Origin of the sequence: Muriicola sp. E247 (genome assembly GCF_041358175.1) — a bacterium.
Lineage (GTDB): Bacteria > Bacteroidota > Bacteroidia > Flavobacteriales > Flavobacteriaceae > Muriicola.
Map to the genome: position 1 here is coordinate 267,357 of NZ_JBGKBE010000003.1, position 22,512 is coordinate 289,868.

A 22,512-nucleotide genomic window follows, 5' to 3' on the forward strand; every position below is an offset into this window, starting at 1 on the left:
CAGATAGACAGTAGATATAGTATGAAAATAATCGCCATGATTCCCGCCAGGTACGCCGCTTCCCGATTTCCGGGAAAGCTTATGCAGGATCTGGGTGGGAAACCTGTTATTCTGAGAACTTATGAAGCTGCCCGGGCAACGGGTTTGTTTGAGGAGGTATACGTGGTAACTGACAGCGAACTTATTTATAAGACGATTGAGGAGGAAGGCGGGAAGGTGATGATGAGCGTAGAGGAACACGAGTGTGGGAGTGACAGGATTGCAGAAGCCGTAGCAAACCTGGATGTGGATATAGTGGTCAACGTACAGGGAGATGAGCCGTTTACAGATAAGGAAAGCCTGGCAAGTCTTTTACAGGTGTTTAAGCAGGATGAAGCAGGAGAAATTGACCTTGCGTCTCTGATGACAAAAATCACAGAAAGAGATGATATAGAGAATCCCAATACAGTGAAAGTGATTGTGGATCAACGAAATTTTGCGCTGTATTTCTCGAGATCGGTAATACCGTATCCAAGGGCTACGGGAATCAGCCCAACATATTACAAGCACAAAGGGGTGTATGCATTCAGGAAGCAGGCTGTTCTCGATTTTAAGAGGCTGCCAATGTTACCCCTCGAAGCTTCTGAAAAAATTGAAGCCATCAGGTACCTGGAGTACGGGAAAAAGATTAAGATGGTAGAGACTAGTATTACGGGTATCGAGATCGATACTCCGGAAGATCTCGAAAAAGCAAAAGCAGCATGGAAGTAGATTTCAGTGGAATAAAAGTAATTGGTTTTGATGCTGATGACACGCTCTGGGTGAATGAAACCTATTTCAGGGAAGCTGAAGAAGAGTTTACGTCACTTTTGGAAAATTATGAGACCAAGAATAAAATTGATCAGGAACTATTCAGGACGGAGATTGATAATTTAGATCTTTATGGTTACGGGATCAAGAGTTTTACACTTTCCATGATCGAATCGGCCCTGGATATTTCAAATAACCAGGTGTCGCAGACAACCCTTTCAAAAATTTTGAATCTTGGTAAAAGGATGATTGCCCATCCTGTAGAATTGCTCGATGACGTGGAGGAAGTGCTAAAGCAACTATCTGATAAATATCGTCTTATTGTTTTAACTAAAGGAGATCTTCTGGATCAGGAGCGCAAACTCGACCGATCGGGTTTGTCCGAGTATTTTCACCATGTAGAAGTGTTGAGCGACAAAAAAGAAATAAATTATAAAAACCTTTTGGACCATCTCGAGATCGGTGTTGAGGAATTTCTGATGATTGGAAATTCCCTTAAATCTGATGTATTGCCTATCTTAGCTATTGGTGCTAAGGCTGTTCATGTTCCTTTTCACACCACCTGGGCACATGAAGAAGTAGACCCTTCATCGCATACGAATGATCATCTTACTCTCTCTGGAATAAAAGACATCTTAAAATACCTCTGAACCCCCAATGGAAACTGAGAAAAAACCTGCAACTTCAATGGCTAAAAAAGAATCCCCAGCCCGATTCAAGAATTTTCCTATGGTACCCAGGGTGGTTTATGGGACCGGTTGTTTTGATCAATTGGGCGACATATTATTACCAAAGCGAAAGAACTCAGAAGCCCCCATCATTTACCTGGTTGATGAGGTATTTGAACATAAATCGCTGCCTGGCAGGCTTCCGGTATTGTTTAACGATAAGGTTATCTTTATATCAGCCGATGAAGAACCCAAAACCGAGCAGGTTGACTCACTTGTGCGTTATATTAAAAAGGAATTTGAGGAATTACCATCCGGAATTGTGGGAATAGGAGGGGGAACCCTGCTTGATTTGGCCAAGGCTGTATCTATCATGCTCAATAACAATGGGAATGCACATAATTATCAGGGATGGGACCTGGTGGGAAAACCTGCCATATATCACGTGGGAATCCCCACCATCAGCGGTACAGGCGCCGAGGTTTCAAGGACAACTGTCCTACTGGGACCCAATAAAAAACTAGGGATTAATTCAGATTACACCACCTTTGACCAGGTACTCCTAGATCCTGATCTTACCATAGGAGTCCCCAAAGATCAATGGTTTTATACCGGGATGGACTGCTATATCCACTGTATTGAGTCGCTCAATGGAAGTTTTTTAAATGCTTTTAGCCAAAGTTATGGGGAAAAGGCACTTGACCTGTGTAAAGAAGTTTTTCTGGGAGATTTATGTCCAGAGGAATCCAGAGAGAAACTGATGATGGCGTCCTGGCATGGAGGAATGAGCATAGCCTATTCACAAGTGGGAGTAGCTCATGCGATGAGTTACGGGTTATCTTATGTTCTGGGAACAAAGCATGGAATTGGGAATTGTCTCGTATTTCAGCATCTTCAGGATTATTATCCGGAGGGCGTGAAGCTGTTTCACGAGATGAAACGGCGGCATGAGATTGAATTACCTGAAAATATCTGCGGGGCTCTATCCGACGAAGAAATGGATACCATGATCTCTGTATCCTTAGGCATGGAACCTCTCTGGGAAAATGCTCTGGGCAAGTCATGGCGCGAAAAGATCAGCAGGGAAACACTAAAGGAGATATATCTTAAAATATAATCCTGTCCACGTTTCGATCCTAACTTAGTCCTTATCTGTACAGTACATAATATCCGACTTAAGTTGTTATTTTACCGGGAATCATATGATGCAAAAACTGAGTTTTTTTATCTTTCATCGGCTGTGGGGCTGGGAACTCATCGGGCAATTTCCGGAGGTATCCAAATGCGTGGTGATTGTCGCCCCTCATACCAGTTGGGTAGATTTTATTCTGGGATTGCTGGTGCGCAGTATTGTTGGAAAGCAGGTCCACTTTATCGGGAAACACAGTTTGTTTAAACCGCCTTTTGGCTGGATTTTCCGTAGTCTTGGAGGTACGCCTATAGACCGCAGCAAAAATAGCGATACCGTAGCCCTAACCGTGGAGATCTTCAGGCAAAGAGAGGTGTTCAGACTGGCCCTGTCACCCGAAGGGACCAGGAAAAAAGTTGAGAAGTGGAAAACGGGCTTCTATTATATTGCCCGTCAGGCCAAGGTACCCATCGTCATGGTGGCCCTAGATTTCGGGAAGAAACAGGTAAAACTATCCGAACCCTACTTTCCAACTAACAACAAGGATGCAGATTTCGAACTATACAGGAAATTTTTCCGGGGGGTTGTTGGCAAGATACCTGCTTATACATGAGCCGGTTCTTTTTTAGAAATAAGTTTTAGGCTCAGTATTGTATTTCAGGTATCAATTAGGATACGGATTTAAATCTAACTAACAATAAATTTTTAACGCTGGTTTAAGCCCGTACAAAATCGAAATGTATGGTACATGGTTCTGCATCACCGTCATTGTTAAAGTCGTACTCTCCTGTGTCAGCACCTCCGTTAATGGTAAATGTGGTGCCATCCCAGGTATGACCGTAAGTATCCCAGTCGTCAGGTTCGTCGTCCCAAACTATTGAAAAGTAGTAGCTTCCTTCCCATTGTTCCCAAAACATTTCACCACTAACGGTATAAGCTGTTCGGTCAACAGGATTAATAGTTAGTGTAAAACGTCCATTTGAATTAACGGTCATGCTTACAGTACCTCCATCTTCAACAACATCCACAGAATGGGTACTCACACTAAATTGAGCCTGTGTGGCAACCCAGTTTCCGGCGAGTTCACTGATGTTAAAAGGACCTTCTTTGGTCAGTGAATCTTCATCAGATTTATCACATGAAAAGACGAGGAACAGTAGGCTAAGTGTGGCCAATACCAATACTTTTGCTGAAGTTCTCATGATTTCTTTAATTTATATAATTAGGAAATGAGGATGTAATAATCCTTTGACCTAAAATTAGGATCGTTGCAGGAGTTGAGCAATGATATTGGTCATTCAACTACCTAGAATTGCGGTAATAGAAAATAGTTAATCCATTTTGGAATCTCCAACGCAAGTTTTATCGAGATCTCTTACATATAGCGAGACACGATTCGTTGGAATAAGAATTTTAATTATAAGGTGCAATTTTCACTGAGGAGTAAACACAAATAAAGCCCTTTATTAACGTTTGAATAAAGGGCTTTACTACTAGCTAAAACAAGCAATTATAGCTTAAAATGAGAATTAATTCTGATCACCCGGACCTAAATTAGGATTGGCATCAATTTCAGCCTGTGGGATCTTAAAGATCCAGGCGTCGTTGACAGAAGGTCGTTCAACCTGATATGCTTGCTGATACAGAATCTCTGAAGCACCGGAGCCACCATCAGCAGCATGGTCAATACCTTCATCCCAGCGAATTTTATCGGTGTATCCAAATCCTTCTCCCCATAGCTCCAGGCCTCTTTGAAATTTGATATGGTCCATCAAAGCCTGTTGAGTATTGTAAACACTGACATCGTATGCACTATCTCTTTCACTGCCCAGAGGATCCAGGGCTGCCTGAGCTCCGGGAATGTCATTTAACATGGCTCTTGCTTCAGCCTCAATTAAATACATCTCTGATGTACGCATGTAAATAACATCATCAGGATCGATAGAACCAGGATTCTTATTTTTGAGTTTAAAGTGCATATAAGGATGCAAGTTGAACCTGGAAGTAAGACCGTAAGTGGCATACAGTTCTTCGACTCTGGCATCAAATACTGCTTCATCCGTGTAATTCGGATCGTTGCCAAAACCGCCCTCTCCATTGGCTGCTGAGGAGTTGGTATTAGGCGCGTCGATTATAAATGCTTTCTTCCTGTAATCTGTATCAGGGGTGGCATCTATCAACCTTCGATCCGCAATCTTAGGGTTATTCCTAATCTGACTCCCGTTAAAGGTGTTACTTGCCAAGTAGAAATAGGAACGGAAGAATGTAGTTTCAGCGTCAATGACATTTGATCCCCAAATCACTTCAGAAAGACTATTTGTATTAAATCCGGAAAGCCAGTCTGCTTCGTTCATTAAGGGAAAACCGTCTCTTGCCAGTACTGCGTTATCTGCAGCAGTCTGCCAATCTCCCGTGGACAGGGCCATTCTAGCCTTAAGGCCATAAGCAACATTTATATTTAATTGGGATTTTGTGTCAGGTCCACCACTTGGTCTCGGGCTACCGATCTGAAATAGACGTATGGCCTCATCGAGGTCGGCCTCAATCAGATCGTATACCTCCTGTACTGTTGATCTAGGTGCGCTTGTAAAAGGAGCCTCTGAAGAAAACAAAATAGGGACTCCGGGGTCAGCTGAGGGATTTCCAATCAGATAACCTCTGGCATAGTGCTGTATGAGAGAAAGATAAGCGTAAGCCCGATATGTATAGGCCTGACCCAAAATGGTATTTAGTGTTGGAGTTTCCGTTAAACTTCCATTTGTTCCATTATTTATTAAGCCGTTTGCTCCGGCAATAATATTATAGCGGTGATACCACAAGATCTCATTTGTTAAAGAAAAAGGATCTGTATGGGAAAGCCACTGCATTTCAGTTCTCCACCCTAAATTATTGGCACTGGCAGAGTGGATTAAACCTCCAGTCAAATTATCTCCCAGTGGGACCCAGTAATGGTTTCCTGCCCTTGCTGTATTCCCTCCGGGGAATATGGTCTGGGACTGTGAGTACAAACCACGATGCAGCCCATTAAGAACCAGTTGCATGTTCTCTTCGTTAGCAAATGCGTCAGCCGCAGCTATAGCATCTGTTGGTGTAGTATCAAGGAAATCTTCCTCACATGAAGTTATGGTAATCGCCAGGATTGCCAATAACACAATTTTAATTCTACTTAACATAACTATTATTTTTTTGATTAAAATGATACGTTCAGTCCTAAAGAAACAATTCTTGCAGGATTAAAGTCGTTACCAGCAGGTGTTCCTGCTAAATTATACTGTGGATCCAATCCATCTCTCTTACTCTTCAGATACAGATTCTCCCCTGAGATGGCAACTCTTAAAGCTGACAGGCCGAGGGCGTCAGTAATCTGGCTGTTAAAATTATAGCCAAAATTGACATTTTTCAAAGACCAGAAAGAAGCGTCGGTAAGGAAGCGATCTGATTGTGTCCGTACCAGGTTTGCATTTCCGGCCTCCAGACGGGGAACGTCTGTGATGTCACCAGGCTGTCTCCATGCGTTGAGTATATCCGGATGGTAAGACCTTCCAAAATCACCACTATGCATCATGGCAGAATATCCGTTATCGAGGAATGATCCGCCAATTCCAAAAGTAACCAGGAAATCGAGTGTGAATCCTTTATAACTAAGGCTATTGGCAACTGACCCTAAAAGATCTGGAATAGTACTGTCGCCTGTATAAGCTCTTTCAGTAGCCTGCCAGTCATTAGTGGTTTCTATATCACCATTAGCATCCAGTACGGGAACACTCTCACCATCATCATCCAGTTCGTATACAAAGAACAATTGGTCTCCGTTACTTGGGTCCACACCAGCTGTTCTGAGCAAGTAGAAATCGAATCTGGAACGTCCTTCTGCCCATCGTTTGGATCCATTGATAAAGGGATCGGGTAAACTGGTGATCTCATTTTTAAAAGTGGATCCTTGTAGGGTAACATTCCAGCGAATATCGTTACTATTGACCAGGTTTGTGGTCAACGCGACTTCCCAACCGGAGTTATACATATCCCCGATATTGGTGGGAACTGTATTCAAACCATTACTTATGGGGATGGGTAAGTTATACAACAGGTCAGAAGAATTCCTCTTGTAGTACTCTACAGACCCGTCAAATAAATTGTTAAACAACGAAAACTCCAGGGCAACATCAAAATTCTCAATAGTTTCCCATTGTAGCGCTGCATTTCCAAGATCGGTGTTTATGATAGCAGGATTTGCCGCATTGGAAGTAATTGAGAACCGGGGTTGTGACAGGAAGAAGTCTAATAAATCATCATTACCCACTTCCCCGTAAGAACCTCTTATCTTCAAAGCATTTACAAAACCAACATTATCCATAAAACCTTCCTGATCGATCCTCCAGGAAGCACCTACGGAGTAAAACGTACCCCATCGTGATTCGCTGCTGAATACAGACGAACCATCCCTCCGGACCGAAGCACTTAAATAGTACTTATTATCAAAATTATAATTCGTTCTCAGGAAGTACCCTTCGATTGCTTTTCTTGTTGTATTTCCACCTAGTCTTACGATATTGGAAAAGTTGTCGTTTACAAATATTCCACTGGCTGTCTGTACAGTTTTTAAACCATTAATACTGTTAAAGGTTCTGTCAAAACTTTCATGTCCGGCGGTGATATCTATATTGTGATTGCCAAAACTATTGGTATAGGTCAGGATTTGGTTGAAGTTTTCTACCTGCCTTCTGAATCTGTCGTCACTGAACCTTCCGTCTGGTTGAGCATCTCCTATTATCGCATTTTCATATTCCTGTTCCAGACCTTCATTGATATCTCTACCATAATTTAAACGAAGTTTAAGGCCGTCTAAAATCTCCCATTCCCCGAACATCCTGAAACCATAGGTATTATCCCTGTCTCTTTCATCATTCAGGAGCAGTTCCTGGAGTGCGTGACGTCCCTGGCTGATAGGCCTTGATCCAATATTGTACTCAGAAAATCCTTCACCGTTATCGAAAAGCGGATTCCCGAGGGGATCTAAGACGATATTACCCTGTAAATCGTTCACATATACCGGATATACTGAACCAATATTTTTGGCAAAGCCGAAAGGGTTGACAATACTTCCTGTTCCAGCAGAACTGGGTCCGGCTGCATTAGAAATAGTAACGTTAGTACTACCCCCTATTGTAATGCGATCGGAAACATCGAATTCAGCGTTTACACGTGTTGTTAATCTGTCAAATTCTGAAGTAACTACATAACCTTCTTCATCGAGATATGAGGCTGAGAAAAATACTCTGTGATCTTCACCACCTCCAGAAACATTCACATTGTAATTTTGCCGTACGCCGGTTTTAGTTAGTACATCATACCAATTCAAACTTTTATAAATAACCTGGGCCGCAGGATTTATCTGACCGTTTATACCAACAATCTGGTCATTGGGGACATTAAATGGGTTGTATCCAAGACTCTGATAGATATTTGCTGATGCATAAGCGGGATCTCCAGCCCCCGCGCTTGAATTTTTTAGGGCTTCCCACATTGTTTCATAATACTGTGCTGGGCTTAGCTCGTCATAAAACGGGATGGCCTGACTTGTCAGTCCATACTGCATAGATGCGTTCACCTGAATACCTCCACGGGTACCGGTCTTAGTAGTAATTATAACGACCCCGTTAGCAGCCCTGGAACCGTATAAAGAGGTTGAAGCTGCATCCTTAAGTATTGTAAAAGAGGCAATATCTTCCTGGTTAATAGTGTTTAAGGCACCTTCATACTGAACCCCGTCAACTATGAACAAAGGATCTGAATCCCCATTAAGTGTACCTACACCACGTATGACAATACCTGGTGAAGATCCGGGTTGTCCGGAAGGCGATGTAAACTGAATACCCGTTGCCCTACCTTCTATAGCAGCAATAGGGGAGGTAACGTTTCTGATAGCCAGGTCTTCGGCACCTACCACTGCGGCAGATCCGGTAAAGGCTTCTTTTGTTGACGTACCATATGCCGTTACGATGACCTCATCTAACGTTTGGGTGTCTAATTCCATTTGTACATTTATTGTACTGGAAGATCCGACAGTTCTTTCTGTCGTTCGCTGGCCTATGTAGCTAAACCTAAGCGTTTGTCCTACGGCAGCATTAATGCTGTAATTCCCATCGAAATCAGATTGTGTACCACTTGTGGTGCCCACAATTACGATTGAAACACCTGGTAAGGGCACCCCCGTTTCGTCGGTGATGGTACCACTAATCGTTTTTTCCTGGGAAAATCCAAGTTGGGAAGTTAGCATAAACAACGATGCTAAAATCCAAATGTGTTTAGATTTCATTTAAGAAGGTTTTTGTGTTAGTCCCTTCAATCTATGACTTTTTTAAAAGAATTACTAATTAAGAAGTGACATTAACAGAATAGGATTTTGATAAGAATATGATGAAAAATCGCCTGAAAGACGTTCTTTTAAATATTTGAAAACAATTTAAATTGTTGGCCAACGGAGGGAAAGAGACCTTAAGATGGGTCGTATTTAACCCTTAGGGATACTATTGTATAAAGTTAATGTGACCAGGATTTAATTATGATAAATAAAAAAATCAGAAAGGACACAAAGCATGGAGAAAGCAATCGGGGATATTATCTTATGCTTTCCATTGTTGCAAAAAGAAATGGAGGATACTATCGGTTTGATAAGGATAGAAGCGCACGCACTATTTTTCATATGCCGTAGGAGTAGTGCCTACTCCTTCATGGTGTGATATACATTCTGAACATCATCGTCCTCCTCTATTTTTTCGAGTAGCTTTTCCACATCTTCGGCTTCCTCCGGCGAGAGGTCCTTGGTGACCTGGGGTATGCGTTCAAAACCTGAGGAGAGGATTTCAATCTCCCTGCTTTCCAGTTCTTTTTGTATAGCACCAAAACTTTCAAAAGGGGCATAGATCATGATCCCGTCCTCGTCTTCAAAAACTTCTTCTACTCCAAAGTCGATCATATCCAGTTCTAGTTCTTCCAGATCTATCCCTTCAGAGGGAATCCGGAAATTGCAGGTATGGTCGAACATAAATTCGACTGAACCCGAAGTACCCAGGCTCCCGTTGCATTTATTAAAATAGCTTCGGATATTGGCCACTGTACGGGTGTTATTATCTGTTGCCGTCTCAATAAGGATGGCTATTCCATGGGGTGCATACCCCTCAAAAAGTACTTCCTTAAAATCGCCCTGGGATTTATCGCTGGCCCTTTTGATAGCTCGTTCAATATTATCCTTGGGCATATTGACCGCCTTGGCATTCTGGATCACAGCACGCAGCCTGGAATTGGTATCCGGATCGGGTCCTCCCTCTTTGACGGCCATTACAATATCCTTCCCGATCCTTGTAAAGGCCTTGGACATGGCCGACCAGCGCTTTAACTTACGTGCCTTTCGAAATTCAAATGCTCTTCCCATAAATTATCAACTCAAAATCTGAGCAAATTTAATGATTTTCAAATCCATGACAAGCGCTGGAGTTTCCCCAGATTTACTCACTTTCAATAATAGTTTCGATACTACTCGCAAGAGCAAAATCTTTATCCGTAACCCCTCCGGCGTCATGAGTGCTGAGTCTAATTTGCAGGGAATTGTAAACATTGGTCCAGTCGGGATGATGATTCTGAGCTTCACATTCAAAAGCAATTCGCGTCATCACAGTAAATGCTTCTTTGAAATTTTTAAACTCAAAGGAGGTTTCTATCGCGTCATTGTTGAACTCCCAGCCTTCTAATGCTTTCAGTTTTTCTTCGATCTGTTCGGGATTGAGCTTTTCCATGGAATAATTTTATTTAAATGATAATTGTGATGTGGACTAAAGTATCCACCATTTTTATAAAGTTAGTAGAATTATTAAAGCTCTGAAAATAATCAAACCTGATCAGCCCATCACATGGTGATCTATAACTTCCTGATAGGTGAAGCGAAGATTTTTTGGAAGGGGGTGATCTTTAGGGAGAACAGCCAAATATCGTTCTTCATTAGTTGTAAATACCCTTTTGTAAATGGGATTAAAGCTCCCCACCCTTTCTACCACCTCCCGGATAAAATCCTCGTGATGAACCAGGTCTGAGCTTCCCAGGTGAAAAACACCAAATTTGTTCCTGTTGATAAGGTAATGTACCTGCTGGGAAAGTTTATCATCATCTGTAACATTGATCACCAGGTTGGGAAATACTTCAATAGCTTCATTATTCCAGATCGCTTGTTTGATCTCTTTTATCCGGGGCGAAGTGTTTCCAAATACCATTGGCAACCTCAGTATACAGGCTTTCTTCTTTGGCAACCTGAGCAGCATGTTCTCAATTTTTATTTTTAGGCGCCCGTAAATACTCTCCGAGAGGGTTTTATCATTTTCATAGGAAGGGAATTTGCTGTAAGCGTCAAAAACATTTGCAGAAGAGAGGAAAATAATCCGGCAGTTATTTTTAGATACGTATTCCACGATATGTTGGTGGGCCTGGATCTGCGCTGCAAAATCACCTCTAAGAGCCGATATTATAATATTGGGCCTGACATTTTCAAGGAGCTGGTACACATCGTCTTCCTGCATATCATAAGAGAAGAACTGCTGATTGGATTTATAGCCATTTCTTGAGGAGAAATAGGTGCCATAGGTATCATAGTAATTGCACAATTCCTTATATAGTGCATTACCTATAAATCCGCTGCCACCTAAAATGAGTATTTTTTTCGATTCTTCTTCCACCGTTCCTCCTGTCTTCCTAGTCTCTCCTTAACTCTTATAAAATGGTAGTTTTACAATAGAAGCATCGACAGCATTTTTTCGGATCCGAATCTTTATTGCACTGCCAGAGGCCGAATGTGATGTGGGTACGTACCCCAGGCCAATTCCTTTTCCAAGCGAAGGTGACATGGTTCCGGAGGTAACCTGTCCGATCTCATTCTCCTCCTTATCCAAAATGGGATAACCCTGTCTGGGAATACCCCGTTCATTTAGTTCGAAGGCTACTAATTTTCTGGTTACCCCTTCTTTTTTCTGAAGTTCAAGTCCCGCTTTGTTGACGAAATCATCTTTGGTAAACTTAGTGATCCAACCCAGTCCTGCTTCAAGAGGGGAAGTACTGTCGTCAATATCATTGCCGTAAAGACAATACCCCATTTCAAGTCTCAAAGTATCCCTGGCGGCCAGTCCAATGGGCTTTATGCCATATTCGGCACCAGCTTTTAATACCTTGTCCCAAACCTGTTTAACTTCTTCATTTTTGCAATAGATCTCAAATCCACCCGACCCTGTATAACCTGTCGCTGAGATTATCACATGGGGTATTTCGGCAAAATCGGCAACCACAAACCTGTAAAATTTGATTTCAGAAAGATCTACAGATGTCAGGGATTGCATGGCTTCAACCGCTTTGGGTCCCTGAATGGCGAGCAGGGAATAGGCTTCGGAAATATTCTTCATTCCCGCTCCGATATCGTTATTGTATCTGGCGATGTGCTCCCAGTCCTTTTCAATATTGGAGGCATTCACCACCAGGAGATAGACCTCTTCCTTTACCCGGTAAATAATAAGATCATCAACAATTCCACCCTTTTCGTTGGGTAAACAGCTGTATTGTGCCATCCCAACTTCAAGCTTTGCAGCATCATTGGAAGTGACCTTTTGGATAAGCTCCAGGGCCTTTGGTCCCTCGATCAAAAATTCCCCCATATGAGATACGTCAAACACACCCAGTGCTTTGCGAACTGTCTCGTGTTCAACGGTCACCCCTTCGTAAGAAACCGGCATCATATACCCTGCAAAAGGAACCATTTTAGCTCCCAGTTCCTGGTGTGTTTCGGTCAGTGCTGTAGTCTTCATAAATCGCCATTATTTTGTGGCGCAAAGGTATTGAAAATAAGTCGTAGCTAGTTTCTGTGAACGGAAAATTTGACCTGAAAAAAAGCAAGATTTTTAGTTATGAAAGGAGAAATTCCTTTAGTTCTTCATAGGTCGAAATAGGATAAGAAACTTTCTTTTTACCCATAACCTCTTGTATTTGGGAAGGTAGGGGGATAGTAGTATTCAGGGTATCAGTGACCACGTCTAAAAATTTCACGGGATGTGCGGTTTCCAGAAATATTCCCTGAGAATCGGGATATGATTCCCTGTATTTCAATAATCCCAAATACCCCACTGCTCCGTGGGGATCGGCGATGTAATTCGATTCATCATAGATGTTTCTCATGGCCTCTTTGGTCTCCTTATCGGAAAAAGAAAAAGAACTCAGATTCTTTTTCAAGGCTACAAAATCATTGTTATGCAGCTCCAGTATTCTTACAAAATTGCTGGGATCTCCTACATCCATAGCATTGGAAATGGTAGCGGTTGAAGGATGTGGCTGATATTCTGAAGTTTCCATAAACCTGGGGACGGTATCATTAACATTGGTGGCTGCAATAAAATGGCTGATAGGCAGTCCCATTTTCTGAGCGACCATTCCGGCACAGATATTGCCAAAATTGCCACTGGGTACCGAAAAGACGAGTTCTTTTGCCGACTCCTCTTTTTGACGATAGGCCAGCATATAATACAACATCTGGGGCAGCCAGCGGGCCACGTTGATGGAATTCGCAGAGGTGAGCTGAACCGATCCCTTTAAATGTTCATCAGTAAAAGCTCTTTTTACCATACGCTGACAGTCGTCAAAGGTACCCTGTACTCTCAAGGCCCTAATGTTTTGTCCGAGGGTGGTAAGTTGCTTTTCCTGGATATCGCTTACCTTCCCGTCTGGGTATAAAATAACCACATTAACCCCGGGAACACCGAGGAATCCCTTTGCTACTGCTCCTCCTGTATCCCCCGATGTAGCAACCAGGACCGTCACTTCCCTGTCCTCATTTCTGTAGAAATACCCAAGGCTCAGGGCCATGAATCTCGCGCCCACATCTTTAAACGCCATGGTTGGGCCGTGAAAAAGCTCCAGTGCATCAATGCCGTTACTTATGGGGACTAAAGGGAAATCGAAATCCAATACCTGTTTTAGAATTCCCTCTAATTCTCTTTGGGGAATATCCTGCTTTACAAATGGAGTCATGGCTTCCATTCCGATTTCCAGTGTTGAATGCCTGGCTATGTCCTTAACGAAGGCTTCCGGAAGTACAGGAATATGCTCGGGGAAGTACAGTCCGCCGTCGGGAGCTATTCCACATATAACTGCTTCCCGGTAACTGACTTCAGGAGCTTTTCTGTTCAGGCTGTAGTATTTCATTTTCTTTACATTGAAATCATCTCAGGGGAGAATATATATTCCTTTTGTGTTGATAACAGACACATAGGTGTCGTGATTTAGTTTGATCTTGCTGAGTTCCAGACTCATTGCTTTCGCTACCTCGGTGGCTTTATCCCCACCTTTACTCAGGGCAAATATGGAAGGGCCTGAACCTGAGATGCCACATCCAAGGGCTCCGGCAGCCAGCGCGGCTTTTTTTATATCGTCAAATCCGGGGATAAGGATCGATCGGACGGGTTCTATGATATGATCTTCAAGTGACCGACTGATCAGGGCGTAATCTTCCTTAAACAGTCCGGCAATCAGAGCACCAAGGTTTCCCCATTGTTTTATTCCATCTGCAAGCGAAATAGAAGTTTTCAGGATTTTCCTGGAGTCTGAAGTTTTAATTTCTATATGAGGATGGATCACAGAAGCATATAGAAGTTCGGGTGAATTGATACGAATTATATCGAGCGGACTGGAACTACGGACCAGGGTTATCCCCCCGTAAATAGCAGGCGCTACATTATCAGCGTGGGCAGATCCACTTGCCAGTTTTTCGCCTTCCATGGCAAATTGTACCAATTGATGATCAGAGCAGGGACTTCCCATAAGCTGATTCATCCCCCATACTACTCCTGCCGCACTGGCTGCACTACTTCCTATCCCGCTTCCTGGCTTAATCTTTTTATGGATTTCAATCTCAAATCCCTCCTTATATTCCAATGCTTTGATCATAGCCATTCCGGCAACGCCTGCTACATTTTTATCTGTTTCCAAAGGAAGATCCTGCCCGGTGATGCCGGTGATTTTAATGCCTGGACTTGATACTTTGCGAAGTACCATCTCATCGCCAATGGAATCAAGTGCAAGGCCGAGAACATCAAAACCACAGGAGATGTTGGCTATGGTAGCCGGGCAAAATAGTCTAATCTGCTCTTTGATCATGAAATCTTATTTGTGTATCTGAAGCCAGAGTAAATTACAAATTAATGAAATGGAAATTACGGCTTAATAATTTCCAATTCTGATGATATCGGCAAATATACCCGAAGCTGTAACATCGGCTCCTGCTCCGGCCCCTTTGATGATCAGGGGTTGTTCAGGATATCGTTTAGTGTAAAACAGAACGATATTATCACTGCCCGACAGGGAATAGAAATCGTGGCCTTCCGGAATGTGTTCCAGCCCTACGCTTGCCTTCCCCTTGTCCAGGGAGGCAACAAATTTTAATTTACAATTCTTGGTGGAAGCTTCCTTTAACAAATGTTGAAAATCACCCTCGTATTTCTTTAGGACTTTAAAAAAGGATTCGTTGTTTTTTGTTCTTAGAGCTTCCTCTGGGAGGAACGACCTGTTTTCGATATCAGTCAGTTCGAGTGTGTATCCGCTTTCCCTTGAAAGAATGAGTATTTTTCTCATGACGTCGATACCACTGAGATCAATTTTAGGGTCGGGTTCCGTATACCCTTGTTCCTGAGCTTTTTTTACAATTTCATGAAAGCTGGTCTTCTCATTAAAATTGTCGAAGACAAAATTGAGACTTCCGCTAAGAACAGCCTTGATCGCGATAACCTCATCTCCCGAGGCCATAAGATGCTTCAGGGTATCAATGATAGGCAGACCTGCACCAACGTTGGTTTCAAATAAAAAAGGCGCCTTGAATTCTCTGGCCAGTTCTTTTAACTCCAGATACTGTCCGTAAGCCGATGAACAGGCAATTTTGTTACAGGTGACCACCGAAATGCTCTGTTTCAGGTATTTCGGATAAGAAGCTGCTATTTTTTCACTAGCCGTATTATCTACAAGGATACTGTTCCGGGCATTGATTTTTTGAATCGTATCGTAGAAAAGAGCGCTGTCTGCCTTCTTTCCGGAGTCTAGTAATTCCGGCCATTTTTCAAGCGAAATTCCCTGTTCCTCAAAAACCATTTTCCGTGAATTGGAAATCCCGATAACCCTGATGTTGAGTCGAAGGTGTTCTTTCAGGTATTTTTTCTGCTGTTTCAGTTGCCCGAGGAGTTTAGAACCTACATTCCCGGTTCCCAGAATAAAAAGGTTGAGCTGTTTTATATTTTCTTCAAAGAATGCTTCGTGTAACGTATTTAATGCTTTTTTTACATCCTCCTTTCTAATCACTGCCGATATGTTCCGTTCGGAAGCTCCCTGTGCAATTGCACGAATGTTTACATTGTTTTTACCGAGGGTGCTGAACATCTTCCCGCTTAGTCCCTGGTGATTTTTCATTTGATCTCCTACCAGGGCAATGATGGCCAGATCCTTTTCATGAATGACCGGTTTGATCTTAGCCAGTGACATCTCATAAGCGAACGCCTTTTCAATCTCCTGTATAGCATTCGCTGCATCCACTTCGTCTATACCAATACAAATCGAGTGCTCAGATGAAGCCTGAGTGATTAAAACAACACTGATATTGGCCAGGGAAAGAACTTCAAACAGTCTTTTTGAAATTCCGGGAATCCCTATCATACCGGGTCCTTCTAGCGAAAGGAGTGAGATGTTGGGTATATAGCTTATTCCCCTAACGGTGCGTCCTTCTTCGGGAGACTTTTTCGTAATTACCGTGCCGGCGGCTTTTGAATCCATGGTATTTTTTATTACCATGGGCAGGCCCTTGTCTAAAACAGGCTGAACCGTTGGCGGATACAATACCTTCGCTCCAAAGTGGGATAATTCCATGGCCTCTTCGTAGGAGATATGCACAATGGGCTTTGCTTGCTTAACGATCTTTGGATTGGCCGTATACATTCCACTTACATCTGTCCATATCTGTAGTTCTTCAGCCCCTACTGCAGCAGCGATAATGGAAGCTGTGTAATCAGAACCTCCCCTTCCTAGTGTTGTCACATTTCCATCAACGGTTGAAGCGACAAAACCGGGTAGCACAATTACAGTGGATTGTTCTGAATTAAAATACGCCTTACATCTCTTATTGGTCTCAGGAAAGTTTACAGCAGCTTTGCCATGGCTATCATCTGTAAGAAGTAAGTCACGAGAATCTTTGTAAACTGCTTCAAGACCCGATTCACAAAAGAATTCACTGATGATATAGGCCGAAAGTAATTCTCCGAAACTTACGATCTTATCAGAGAGTCGGGGAGTAATTTCTCCTATATAACTGGCTCCTTCTAATAGGGTTTCCAGGACGTTCAATTCACTTTTTGCCTTACTCAGTACCCTGCTTTGGGCGGCTACTGGCAATAGGTCTTTTATTACGCTCAGATGTCGAGCTTCAATTTTTTTTAATCCTTCTTTATAGGCGAGATCCTGTTCTGAAGCCATTTTAGCCGTGTTGAGCAGCAAATCGGTTACACCTCCGAATGCAGAAACAATTACCGCCATTTTTTTGGCTTCGGTTTGGCCAACGATCTCCTTTACCTTGCGTATGACATCAGCTGAAGCTACAGAGGAACCACCAAATTTTAATACTTTCATTTTAATCTTGAATTAGGGAAATAGAGTATGAGGACGTTGAAGTAAAAGCAGAGATTACCCCCAAGGGGTCTCGGTGGTCGTTTTAATCCTTGACTGAATAGGATTATTCATAAGAGCGTTACCGCCTGTATTTATAAACACTTTCATAATGTTCAAAAGTAGTATTTTTACTTAGCGAGCCCAACTTATGCAGACATTTTTGAAGACTAGCATTAATATCGCCTTCATTTTTAGGAATTCTTTGGTAATATGAGAGAAAATAAGGACTTACACCAAAAATTGACTACCTGTCAGAGGACCTAAAAAGGATAGAAATTGAGCAAGATGAGATGAAAATACTTTCAGGAGAACAGATCAGAGCGGCTGATAAATACACCATTGAGAGCCAGGCAATCAGGAGTGATGAACTTATGGAGAGGGCAGGCCTTGCCGTTTTTCATTGGTTACACGAGCAATTAAAAGGGTCTCCGGTTGTTTTGCATATTTTCTGTGGAATAGGGAATAACGGAGGTGACGGACTGGTAGTGGCCCGTCACTTACTGGAACACGGCTACAACATCAAGGTGTATGTGGTAAATTACAGCGAAAAACGATCTGATGATTTCTTAATTAACCTGGACCGCCTCAAAGACCGGAAAGTTTGGCCCCAGGTGATTGGGCAGGAAAGTGATTTCCCTGAAATTTCAGAAGAGGAGATGGTGCTGGATGCAATATTTGGCACCGGTCTTAATAGGACCCCGGATCCATGGGTGACCAAACTAATCACTCATATAAACAGCTCAATGGCATTTCTCATGTCCATTGATATCGCATCAGGCTTGTTCCTTGACAAAATATTTGAGGATAAAAACAGTATTGTAAAAGCCAACTTTGTTCTCACATTTCAGTCTCCCAAATTGGTTTTCTTCCTTCCCCAGACTGGGATATATTATGAAAACTCGGTTGTGCTCGACATTGGCCTGGATGAAGCTTTTATCTCATCTTTAAATAACACTTACGAATTTATTCAGCAGCAGGACATCCGGGAGGTATACCGGTTCAGGAAAAAATTCACACATAAAGGGACTTATGGCCACGCATTAATCCTCGGTGGATCTTATGGTAAGATCGGAGCAGTTATTCTCAGTGCTAAGGCCTGTCTTAGGTCGGGAGCCGGATTGGTTACAGCATTTGTGCCTCAATGTGGTTATGTGCCCTTACAGACCTCGGCGCCCGAGATTATGGTGTTTACCGATAAAGATGAACAGCAATTATCTGAGATACAAATTCCCTTTGAGCCTACCGTCATCGGCATTGGAATGGGGATGGGTACATCAAAGGTTGCTCAAAAAGCGTTTAAAGAATTTCTGAAAGGAAACACTACACCCCTGGTCATCGATGCGGATGGATTAAATCTGTTAGCCAAAGACAGGTCACTCCTGAATCAACTTCCCCCTCAGACCGTTCTGACGCCCCACCCTAAGGAATTGGAACGCCTAATTGGGTCGTGGCAAGACGATTTTGAGAAACTGGATAAAGCACAGAAATTTACCAATAAATTTAACTGCATTCTGGTGCTAAAAGGTGCACATACCATTACTATGTACAAAGAGAAAGGGTATATAAACAGTTCCGGTAATCCGGGGATGGCTACGGCTGGGAGCGGAGATGTGCTAACGGGAGTGATAACCGGACTCATAGCTCAGGGCTATACACCTCTAAATGCCTCAATAATGGGGGTATATTTGCATGGTAGGGCAGGGGATAACGGTCTTCTGAAGGGGAGTATGGAATCTATTACTGCTTCAGATATCATTGAAAATCTGGGAGCATCCTTCAAGGAATTATACCTGGAGGAATTACAAGAAGGTGAAGAGCAAGGAACTACTTCTTAGCGACACGTCTTTTTACCCAGGCCAGTGCATTATTGTAATCAATAAAAAACTTCATTGGTTTTTTGTAGAACATTTTTTCAATGGAGAAATTATGCATGTCCATTTCCTTAACCGAAACAATGGCAAAAGCTTTTAGATTTTCTAATTCACGTACATATGCGTAAATAGTAGGATCTATAGCATAGGAGTGTTTTCTGAAACTGATAAATCCAAAGGGTCTGTCCCTGAAGTGTATTTCTGAAATGCCAATTACCTGATATGCCCGTTCCAGAGTTACAGTGCTGCCTTCATTAAAAGTTGCGACCATATAGTTATCATAAACCTTTACAGTACCTATTTCAAGAACATACTCCTTTATGACAACCGGTGTTTTGATCGGCCTTACTTTCATCCCCATGTAGTTTTGTAGCGTTCGAAACGAAAGTAGCAGGATGGTCTGCGGATGTAAAAAATATTAGATTAAAAGCGTAAATATCGTTTCTATGACATTTTAAATAAGGAAGGCGACAAATCAAAGATTAATACAAAAAAAAGGGTGTCAGTTAACTAACACCCTTTTTGAGTCTGTTTCTTACAGTTTATGCCTTGGAAGACTTCTTGGATTTCTTGATGTCTATAGTAAGTAATTCCTTTTTTCCATCATAATCCATGAAAATGCTATCCCCTTCTTCTAATTTGGAGTTTACGATCTCCTCTGCCAGGGCATCTTCGATATACTTCTGTATGGCTCTTTTTAAAGGCCGGGCACCGTATTGTTTGTCAAATCCTTTATCTGCAATATAGTCTTTGGCTTTATCGGTAAGATTAAGGTTGTAACCGATATCTTTAATCCTTGCATAAAGTTTAGCCAGTTCAATGTCGATAATCTTATGGATATGTTCACGCTCAAGCGGATTAAACACAATTACATCATCAATCCTGTTTAAAAATTCAGGGGCAAATGCTTTTTTAAGTGCATTTTCAATAACACTCTTCTGATGAGAATCTTCCTGAGATTTTTTAGCAGCTGTTCCAAATCCGACACCCTGTCCAAAATCCTTCAGTTGTCTGGCTCCGATATTGGAGGTCATTATAATAATTGTATTGCGGAAGTCGATTTTTCTTCCCAGGCTATCGGTAAGGAAGCCGTCATCGAGTACCTGCAACATCATATTAAATACGTCGGGGTGGGCCTTTTCCACCTCGTCGAGGAGGATCACGGAATAAGGCTTTCGTCTTACTTTCTCGGTTAACTGCCCGCCTTCTTCATACCCTACATAGCCGGGAGGTGCTCCTACCAATCTGGAGATTGCAAATTTCTCCATGTATTCACTCATGTCAATTCGTATCAGGGCGTCTTCTGAATCGAAGAGTTCTTTAGCCAGGACTTTTGCCAACTGTGTTTTACCAACACCGGTTTGGCCAAGGAAAATAAAGGACCCGATAGGTTTATTGGGATCTTTAAGTCCGGCCCTGTTCCGCTGAATAGCTTTGGCTACTTTAGACACGGCTTCATCCTGTCCTATTACATTGCCTTTGATCAGGGTTGGCAATTCTGCCAGTTTGTTGCTCTCTGTCTGGGCAATTTTATTAACTGGAATTCCACTCATCATGGAGACCACATCTGCCACATTGTCTTCTGATACCGTTTCCCTGTGAAGTTTGCTGTCTTCTTCCCATTTTTCCTGGGCTACTGCGAGTTCTTTTTCGAGGCGCTTTTCATCATCGCGCAGCTTTGCAGCTTCTTCGTAACGTTGTTTTTTTACAACGGTGTTTTTGAGTTCCCTGACGTCATCGAGTTGTTTTTCTAGCTCCAGGATTTGCTCCGGGACATCCATATTCACAATATGTACACGTGATCCGGCTTCATCCAGGGCGTCAATAGCCTTGTCTGGCAGGAATCGATCTGTCATATACCGGTTAGTGAGTTTTACACAGGCAACAAGAGCCTCATCTGTGTAAAGTACATTATGGTGATCCTCGTATTTACTTTTGATGTTCTTTAGGATTTCGATAGTTTCTTCTACTGTAGTAGGTTCTACCATCACCTTCTGGAATCGTCGTTCCAGGGCCCCGTCTTTTTCAATGTATTGTCTGTATTCATCTAAGGTAGTGGCCCCTATGCATTGAATCTCCCCACGTGCCAGTGCCGGTTTAAACATATTGGAAGCATCCAGACTTCCGGTAGCACCACCTGCACCTACGATAGTATGAATCTCATCGATAAACAGAATGACGTCATCATTCTTTTCGAGCTCGTTCATAACGGCTTTCATCCTTTCCTCAAACTGTCCCCGGTATTTGGTACCGGCAACCAGAGAGGCAAGGTCGAGAGTGACTACCCTTTTATTGTAAAGAATACGAGATACTTTTTTGTTGATGATCCTCAGGGCCAGGCCTTCTGCTATGGCACTTTTACCCACCCCTGGTTCACCGATGAGCAGTGGGTTGTTCTTTTTCCTTCTGCTCAGGATCTGTGAAACACGTTCAATTTCTTTTTCCCTGCCCACTACCGGATCCAGTTTGTTCTCTTCGGCCAGTTGTGTAAGATCACGGCCAAAGTTGTCAAGGACCGGCGTTTTTGATTTTTTACTCCCTTTTTGAGCGGAAGAAGCGCCAAAAGAAGCTTCTTTACCTTCAGAAGGTTCATCAGAATCACTGGGGAAGGACTCCGAAGTAGGGGAGTCTATATAGTCGTCGTCACTTGTAATCATTGATTTAAATTGCTCTTTTACCCCGTCGTAATCAACCTTTAGCTTGTGCAGCAGCTTGGTTGTGGGATCATTCTCATTTCTGAGGATGCACAATAACAGATGTGCTGTATTAATTGAGGAACTTTGAAATAGTTTCGCCTCAAGAAAAGTGGTTTTCAGCGCGCGCTCAGCCTGCCTTGTAAGGTGCAGGTTTTTCTTGTCTTTCTGACTGCTTCCCGGATTGGGGTTTGCCGGACTCAGGATTTCCACCTTCCGACGCAGATGATCGAGATCCACATCGAGGGCATCGAGGATGCTGATCGCTTTCCCATTACCATCCCGGAGTAGTCCTAACATAAGATGCTCGGTACCAATAAAATCATGTCCGAGCCTTAGGGCCTCCTCCTTACTGTAAGCGATTACGTCTTTTACTCTTGGTGAAAAATTATCGTCCATATGGTTTCTTATATTCTCCTTAAAATTACTAAAACTTACAATAAGAACGTCAAATACCGTACCTATATTAGATTAACTAGGCCTAAATGACGAAAAAATGCCCGATTTACAAAATAATTAACACGAGTTTTATCAACTAAAGCCCGGTAATGTCATGTTAATAAATTGTTCAATAAAGTCAATGTTTCGTGCCCTTGAACCTATCATTTTGTGTATATTGCCCCGATGTTTTAACC

General features: G+C 42.5%; 17 protein-coding genes. 5 read left to right on the forward strand and 12 right to left on the reverse strand.

Translation table 11 applies throughout. The annotated features are described in order from the left end of the window. Positions 1-21 precede the first annotated feature (21 nt). The 4 genes from kdsB to ACA086_RS07455 all read left to right on the forward strand — a co-directional run bounded on the left by kdsB (position 22) and on the right by ACA086_RS07455 (position 3,199). Positions 22-750: a 3-deoxy-manno-octulosonate cytidylyltransferase gene (gene kdsB, locus ACA086_RS07440; protein ID WP_371002698.1), complete on the forward strand. Its 729-nt coding sequence runs from the start codon at positions 22-24 to the stop codon at positions 748-750. Beyond that, positions 741-1,439, forward strand: a complete 699-nt coding sequence (locus ACA086_RS07445) for an HAD family hydrolase (RefSeq protein ID WP_371002699.1) — start codon at positions 741-743, stop codon at positions 1,437-1,439. The genes kdsB and ACA086_RS07445 overlap by 10 nt, the downstream gene beginning before the upstream one ends. 7 nt (positions 1,440-1,446) lie before the next feature. Further along, on the forward strand, positions 1,447-2,574 hold the full coding sequence (locus tag ACA086_RS07450) for an iron-containing alcohol dehydrogenase family protein (RefSeq protein WP_371002700.1): 1,128 nt from the start codon (positions 1,447-1,449) through the stop codon (positions 2,572-2,574). Positions 2,575-2,659: 85 nt separating this feature from the next. Further along, positions 2,660-3,199 (forward strand): 1-acyl-sn-glycerol-3-phosphate acyltransferase, encoded by a 540-nt coding sequence (locus tag ACA086_RS07455; RefSeq protein WP_371002701.1) that lies wholly within the window; start codon positions 2,660-2,662, stop codon positions 3,197-3,199. A gap of 103 nt (positions 3,200-3,302) precedes the next feature. Here ACA086_RS07455 and ACA086_RS07460 read toward each other — a convergent pair whose 3' ends face one another. The 10 genes from ACA086_RS07460 to thrA all read right to left on the reverse strand — a co-directional run bounded on the left by ACA086_RS07460 (position 3,303) and on the right by thrA (position 17,274). Beyond that, positions 3,303-3,788, reverse strand: coding sequence for a hypothetical protein (locus tag ACA086_RS07460; RefSeq protein WP_371002702.1), 486 nt, complete (start codon positions 3,786-3,788; stop codon positions 3,303-3,305). A 327-nt stretch (positions 3,789-4,115) separates the two neighbouring features. Next, positions 4,116-5,759, reverse strand: coding sequence for a RagB/SusD family nutrient uptake outer membrane protein (locus ACA086_RS07465; RefSeq protein ID WP_371002703.1), 1,644 nt, complete (start codon positions 5,757-5,759; stop codon positions 4,116-4,118). A gap of 17 nt (positions 5,760-5,776) precedes the next feature. Next, on the reverse strand, positions 5,777-8,902 hold the full coding sequence (locus ACA086_RS07470; RefSeq protein ID WP_371002704.1) for a SusC/RagA family TonB-linked outer membrane protein: 3,126 nt from the start codon (positions 8,900-8,902) through the stop codon (positions 5,777-5,779). Positions 8,903-9,307: 405 nt separating this feature from the next. After that, positions 9,308-10,018: a YebC/PmpR family DNA-binding transcriptional regulator gene (locus ACA086_RS07475; RefSeq protein WP_371002705.1), complete on the reverse strand. Its 711-nt coding sequence runs from the start codon at positions 10,016-10,018 to the stop codon at positions 9,308-9,310. Positions 10,019-10,091: 73 nt separating this feature from the next. Beyond that, positions 10,092-10,379 (reverse strand): 4a-hydroxytetrahydrobiopterin dehydratase, encoded by a 288-nt coding sequence (locus ACA086_RS07480; RefSeq protein ID WP_371002706.1) that lies wholly within the window; start codon positions 10,377-10,379, stop codon positions 10,092-10,094. A gap of 102 nt (positions 10,380-10,481) precedes the next feature. Beyond that, positions 10,482-11,309 carry a sugar nucleotide-binding protein gene (locus ACA086_RS07485; protein ID WP_371002707.1) on the reverse strand — a complete coding sequence of 276 codons (828 nt, stop codon included), beginning with the start codon at positions 11,307-11,309 and terminating at the stop codon, positions 10,482-10,484. Positions 11,310-11,336: 27 nt separating this feature from the next. Next, entirely contained in the window at positions 11,337-12,425 is a 1,089-nt protein-coding gene (gcvT, locus tag ACA086_RS07490) for a glycine cleavage system aminomethyltransferase GcvT (protein ID WP_371002708.1), read from the reverse strand. 97 nt (positions 12,426-12,522) lie between these two features. Continuing rightward, positions 12,523-13,815: a threonine synthase gene (gene thrC / locus ACA086_RS07495; protein WP_371002709.1), complete on the reverse strand. Its 1,293-nt coding sequence runs from the start codon at positions 13,813-13,815 to the stop codon at positions 12,523-12,525. A gap of 21 nt (positions 13,816-13,836) precedes the next feature. Next, on the reverse strand, positions 13,837-14,766 hold the full coding sequence (locus ACA086_RS07500) for a homoserine kinase (protein WP_371002710.1): 930 nt from the start codon (positions 14,764-14,766) through the stop codon (positions 13,837-13,839). A gap of 63 nt (positions 14,767-14,829) precedes the next feature. Then, complete coding sequence (gene thrA / locus ACA086_RS07505) at positions 14,830-17,274, reverse strand: bifunctional aspartate kinase/homoserine dehydrogenase I (protein WP_371002711.1); 2,445 nt, start codon at positions 17,272-17,274, stop codon at positions 14,830-14,832. A gap of 329 nt (positions 17,275-17,603) precedes the next feature. Here thrA and ACA086_RS07510 point away from each other — a divergent pair, with 329 nt between their 5' ends. Continuing rightward, entirely contained in the window at positions 17,604-19,148 is a 1,545-nt protein-coding gene (locus ACA086_RS07510) for an NAD(P)H-hydrate dehydratase (RefSeq protein WP_371002712.1), read from the forward strand. Here ACA086_RS07510 and ACA086_RS07515 read toward each other — a convergent pair. Beyond that, positions 19,138-19,539, reverse strand: a complete 402-nt coding sequence (locus tag ACA086_RS07515; RefSeq protein WP_371002713.1) for an STAS/SEC14 domain-containing protein — start codon at positions 19,537-19,539, stop codon at positions 19,138-19,140. The two genes, ACA086_RS07510 and ACA086_RS07515, sit on opposite strands and share 11 nt — an antisense overlap. A gap of 187 nt (positions 19,540-19,726) precedes the next feature. Further along, the gene (locus ACA086_RS07520; protein WP_371002714.1) at positions 19,727-22,276 is read right to left on the reverse strand and encodes an ATP-dependent Clp protease ATP-binding subunit; all 2,550 of its coding nucleotides are present in this window, start codon (positions 22,274-22,276) and stop codon (positions 19,727-19,729) included. Positions 22,277-22,512: the final 236 nt, after the last annotated feature.

Excerpts from the sequence above, each read along its gene's own strand:
- ACA086_RS07445 (WP_371002699.1), top strand. The coding sequence starts at position 741 with ATGGAAGTAGATTTCAGTGGAATAAAAGTAATTGGTTTTGATGCTGAT.
- ACA086_RS07515 (WP_371002713.1), bottom strand. The coding sequence starts at position 19,539 with ATGAAAGTAAGGCCGATCAAAACACCGGTTGTCATAAAGGAGTATGTT.
- ACA086_RS07455 (WP_371002701.1), top strand. The coding sequence starts at position 2,660 with ATGATGCAAAAACTGAGTTTTTTTATCTTTCATCGGCTGTGGGGCTGG.
- kdsB (WP_371002698.1), top strand. The coding sequence starts at position 22 with ATGAAAATAATCGCCATGATTCCCGCCAGGTACGCCGCTTCCCGATTT.
- thrA (WP_371002711.1), bottom strand. The coding sequence starts at position 17,274 with ATGAAAGTATTAAAATTTGGTGGTTCCTCTGTAGCTTCAGCTGATGTC.
- ACA086_RS07450 (WP_371002700.1), top strand. The coding sequence starts at position 1,447 with ATGGAAACTGAGAAAAAACCTGCAACTTCAATGGCTAAAAAAGAATCC.
- gcvT (WP_371002708.1), bottom strand. The coding sequence starts at position 12,425 with ATGAAGACTACAGCACTGACCGAAACACACCAGGAACTGGGAGCTAAA.
- thrC (WP_371002709.1), bottom strand. The coding sequence starts at position 13,815 with ATGAAATACTACAGCCTGAACAGAAAAGCTCCTGAAGTCAGTTACCGG.
- ACA086_RS07480 (WP_371002706.1), bottom strand. The coding sequence starts at position 10,379 with ATGGAAAAGCTCAATCCCGAACAGATCGAAGAAAAACTGAAAGCATTA.
- ACA086_RS07500 (WP_371002710.1), bottom strand. The coding sequence starts at position 14,766 with ATGATCAAAGAGCAGATTAGACTATTTTGCCCGGCTACCATAGCCAAC.
- ACA086_RS07460 (WP_371002702.1), bottom strand. The coding sequence starts at position 3,788 with ATGAGAACTTCAGCAAAAGTATTGGTATTGGCCACACTTAGCCTACTG.
- ACA086_RS07475 (WP_371002705.1), bottom strand. The coding sequence starts at position 10,018 with ATGGGAAGAGCATTTGAATTTCGAAAGGCACGTAAGTTAAAGCGCTGG.
- ACA086_RS07520 (WP_371002714.1), bottom strand. The coding sequence starts at position 22,276 with ATGGACGATAATTTTTCACCAAGAGTAAAAGACGTAATCGCTTACAGT.
- ACA086_RS07470 (WP_371002704.1), bottom strand. The coding sequence starts at position 8,902 with ATGAAATCTAAACACATTTGGATTTTAGCATCGTTGTTTATGCTAACT.
- ACA086_RS07465 (WP_371002703.1), bottom strand. The coding sequence starts at position 5,759 with ATGTTAAGTAGAATTAAAATTGTGTTATTGGCAATCCTGGCGATTACC.
- ACA086_RS07510 (WP_371002712.1), top strand. The coding sequence starts at position 17,604 with ATGAAAATACTTTCAGGAGAACAGATCAGAGCGGCTGATAAATACACC.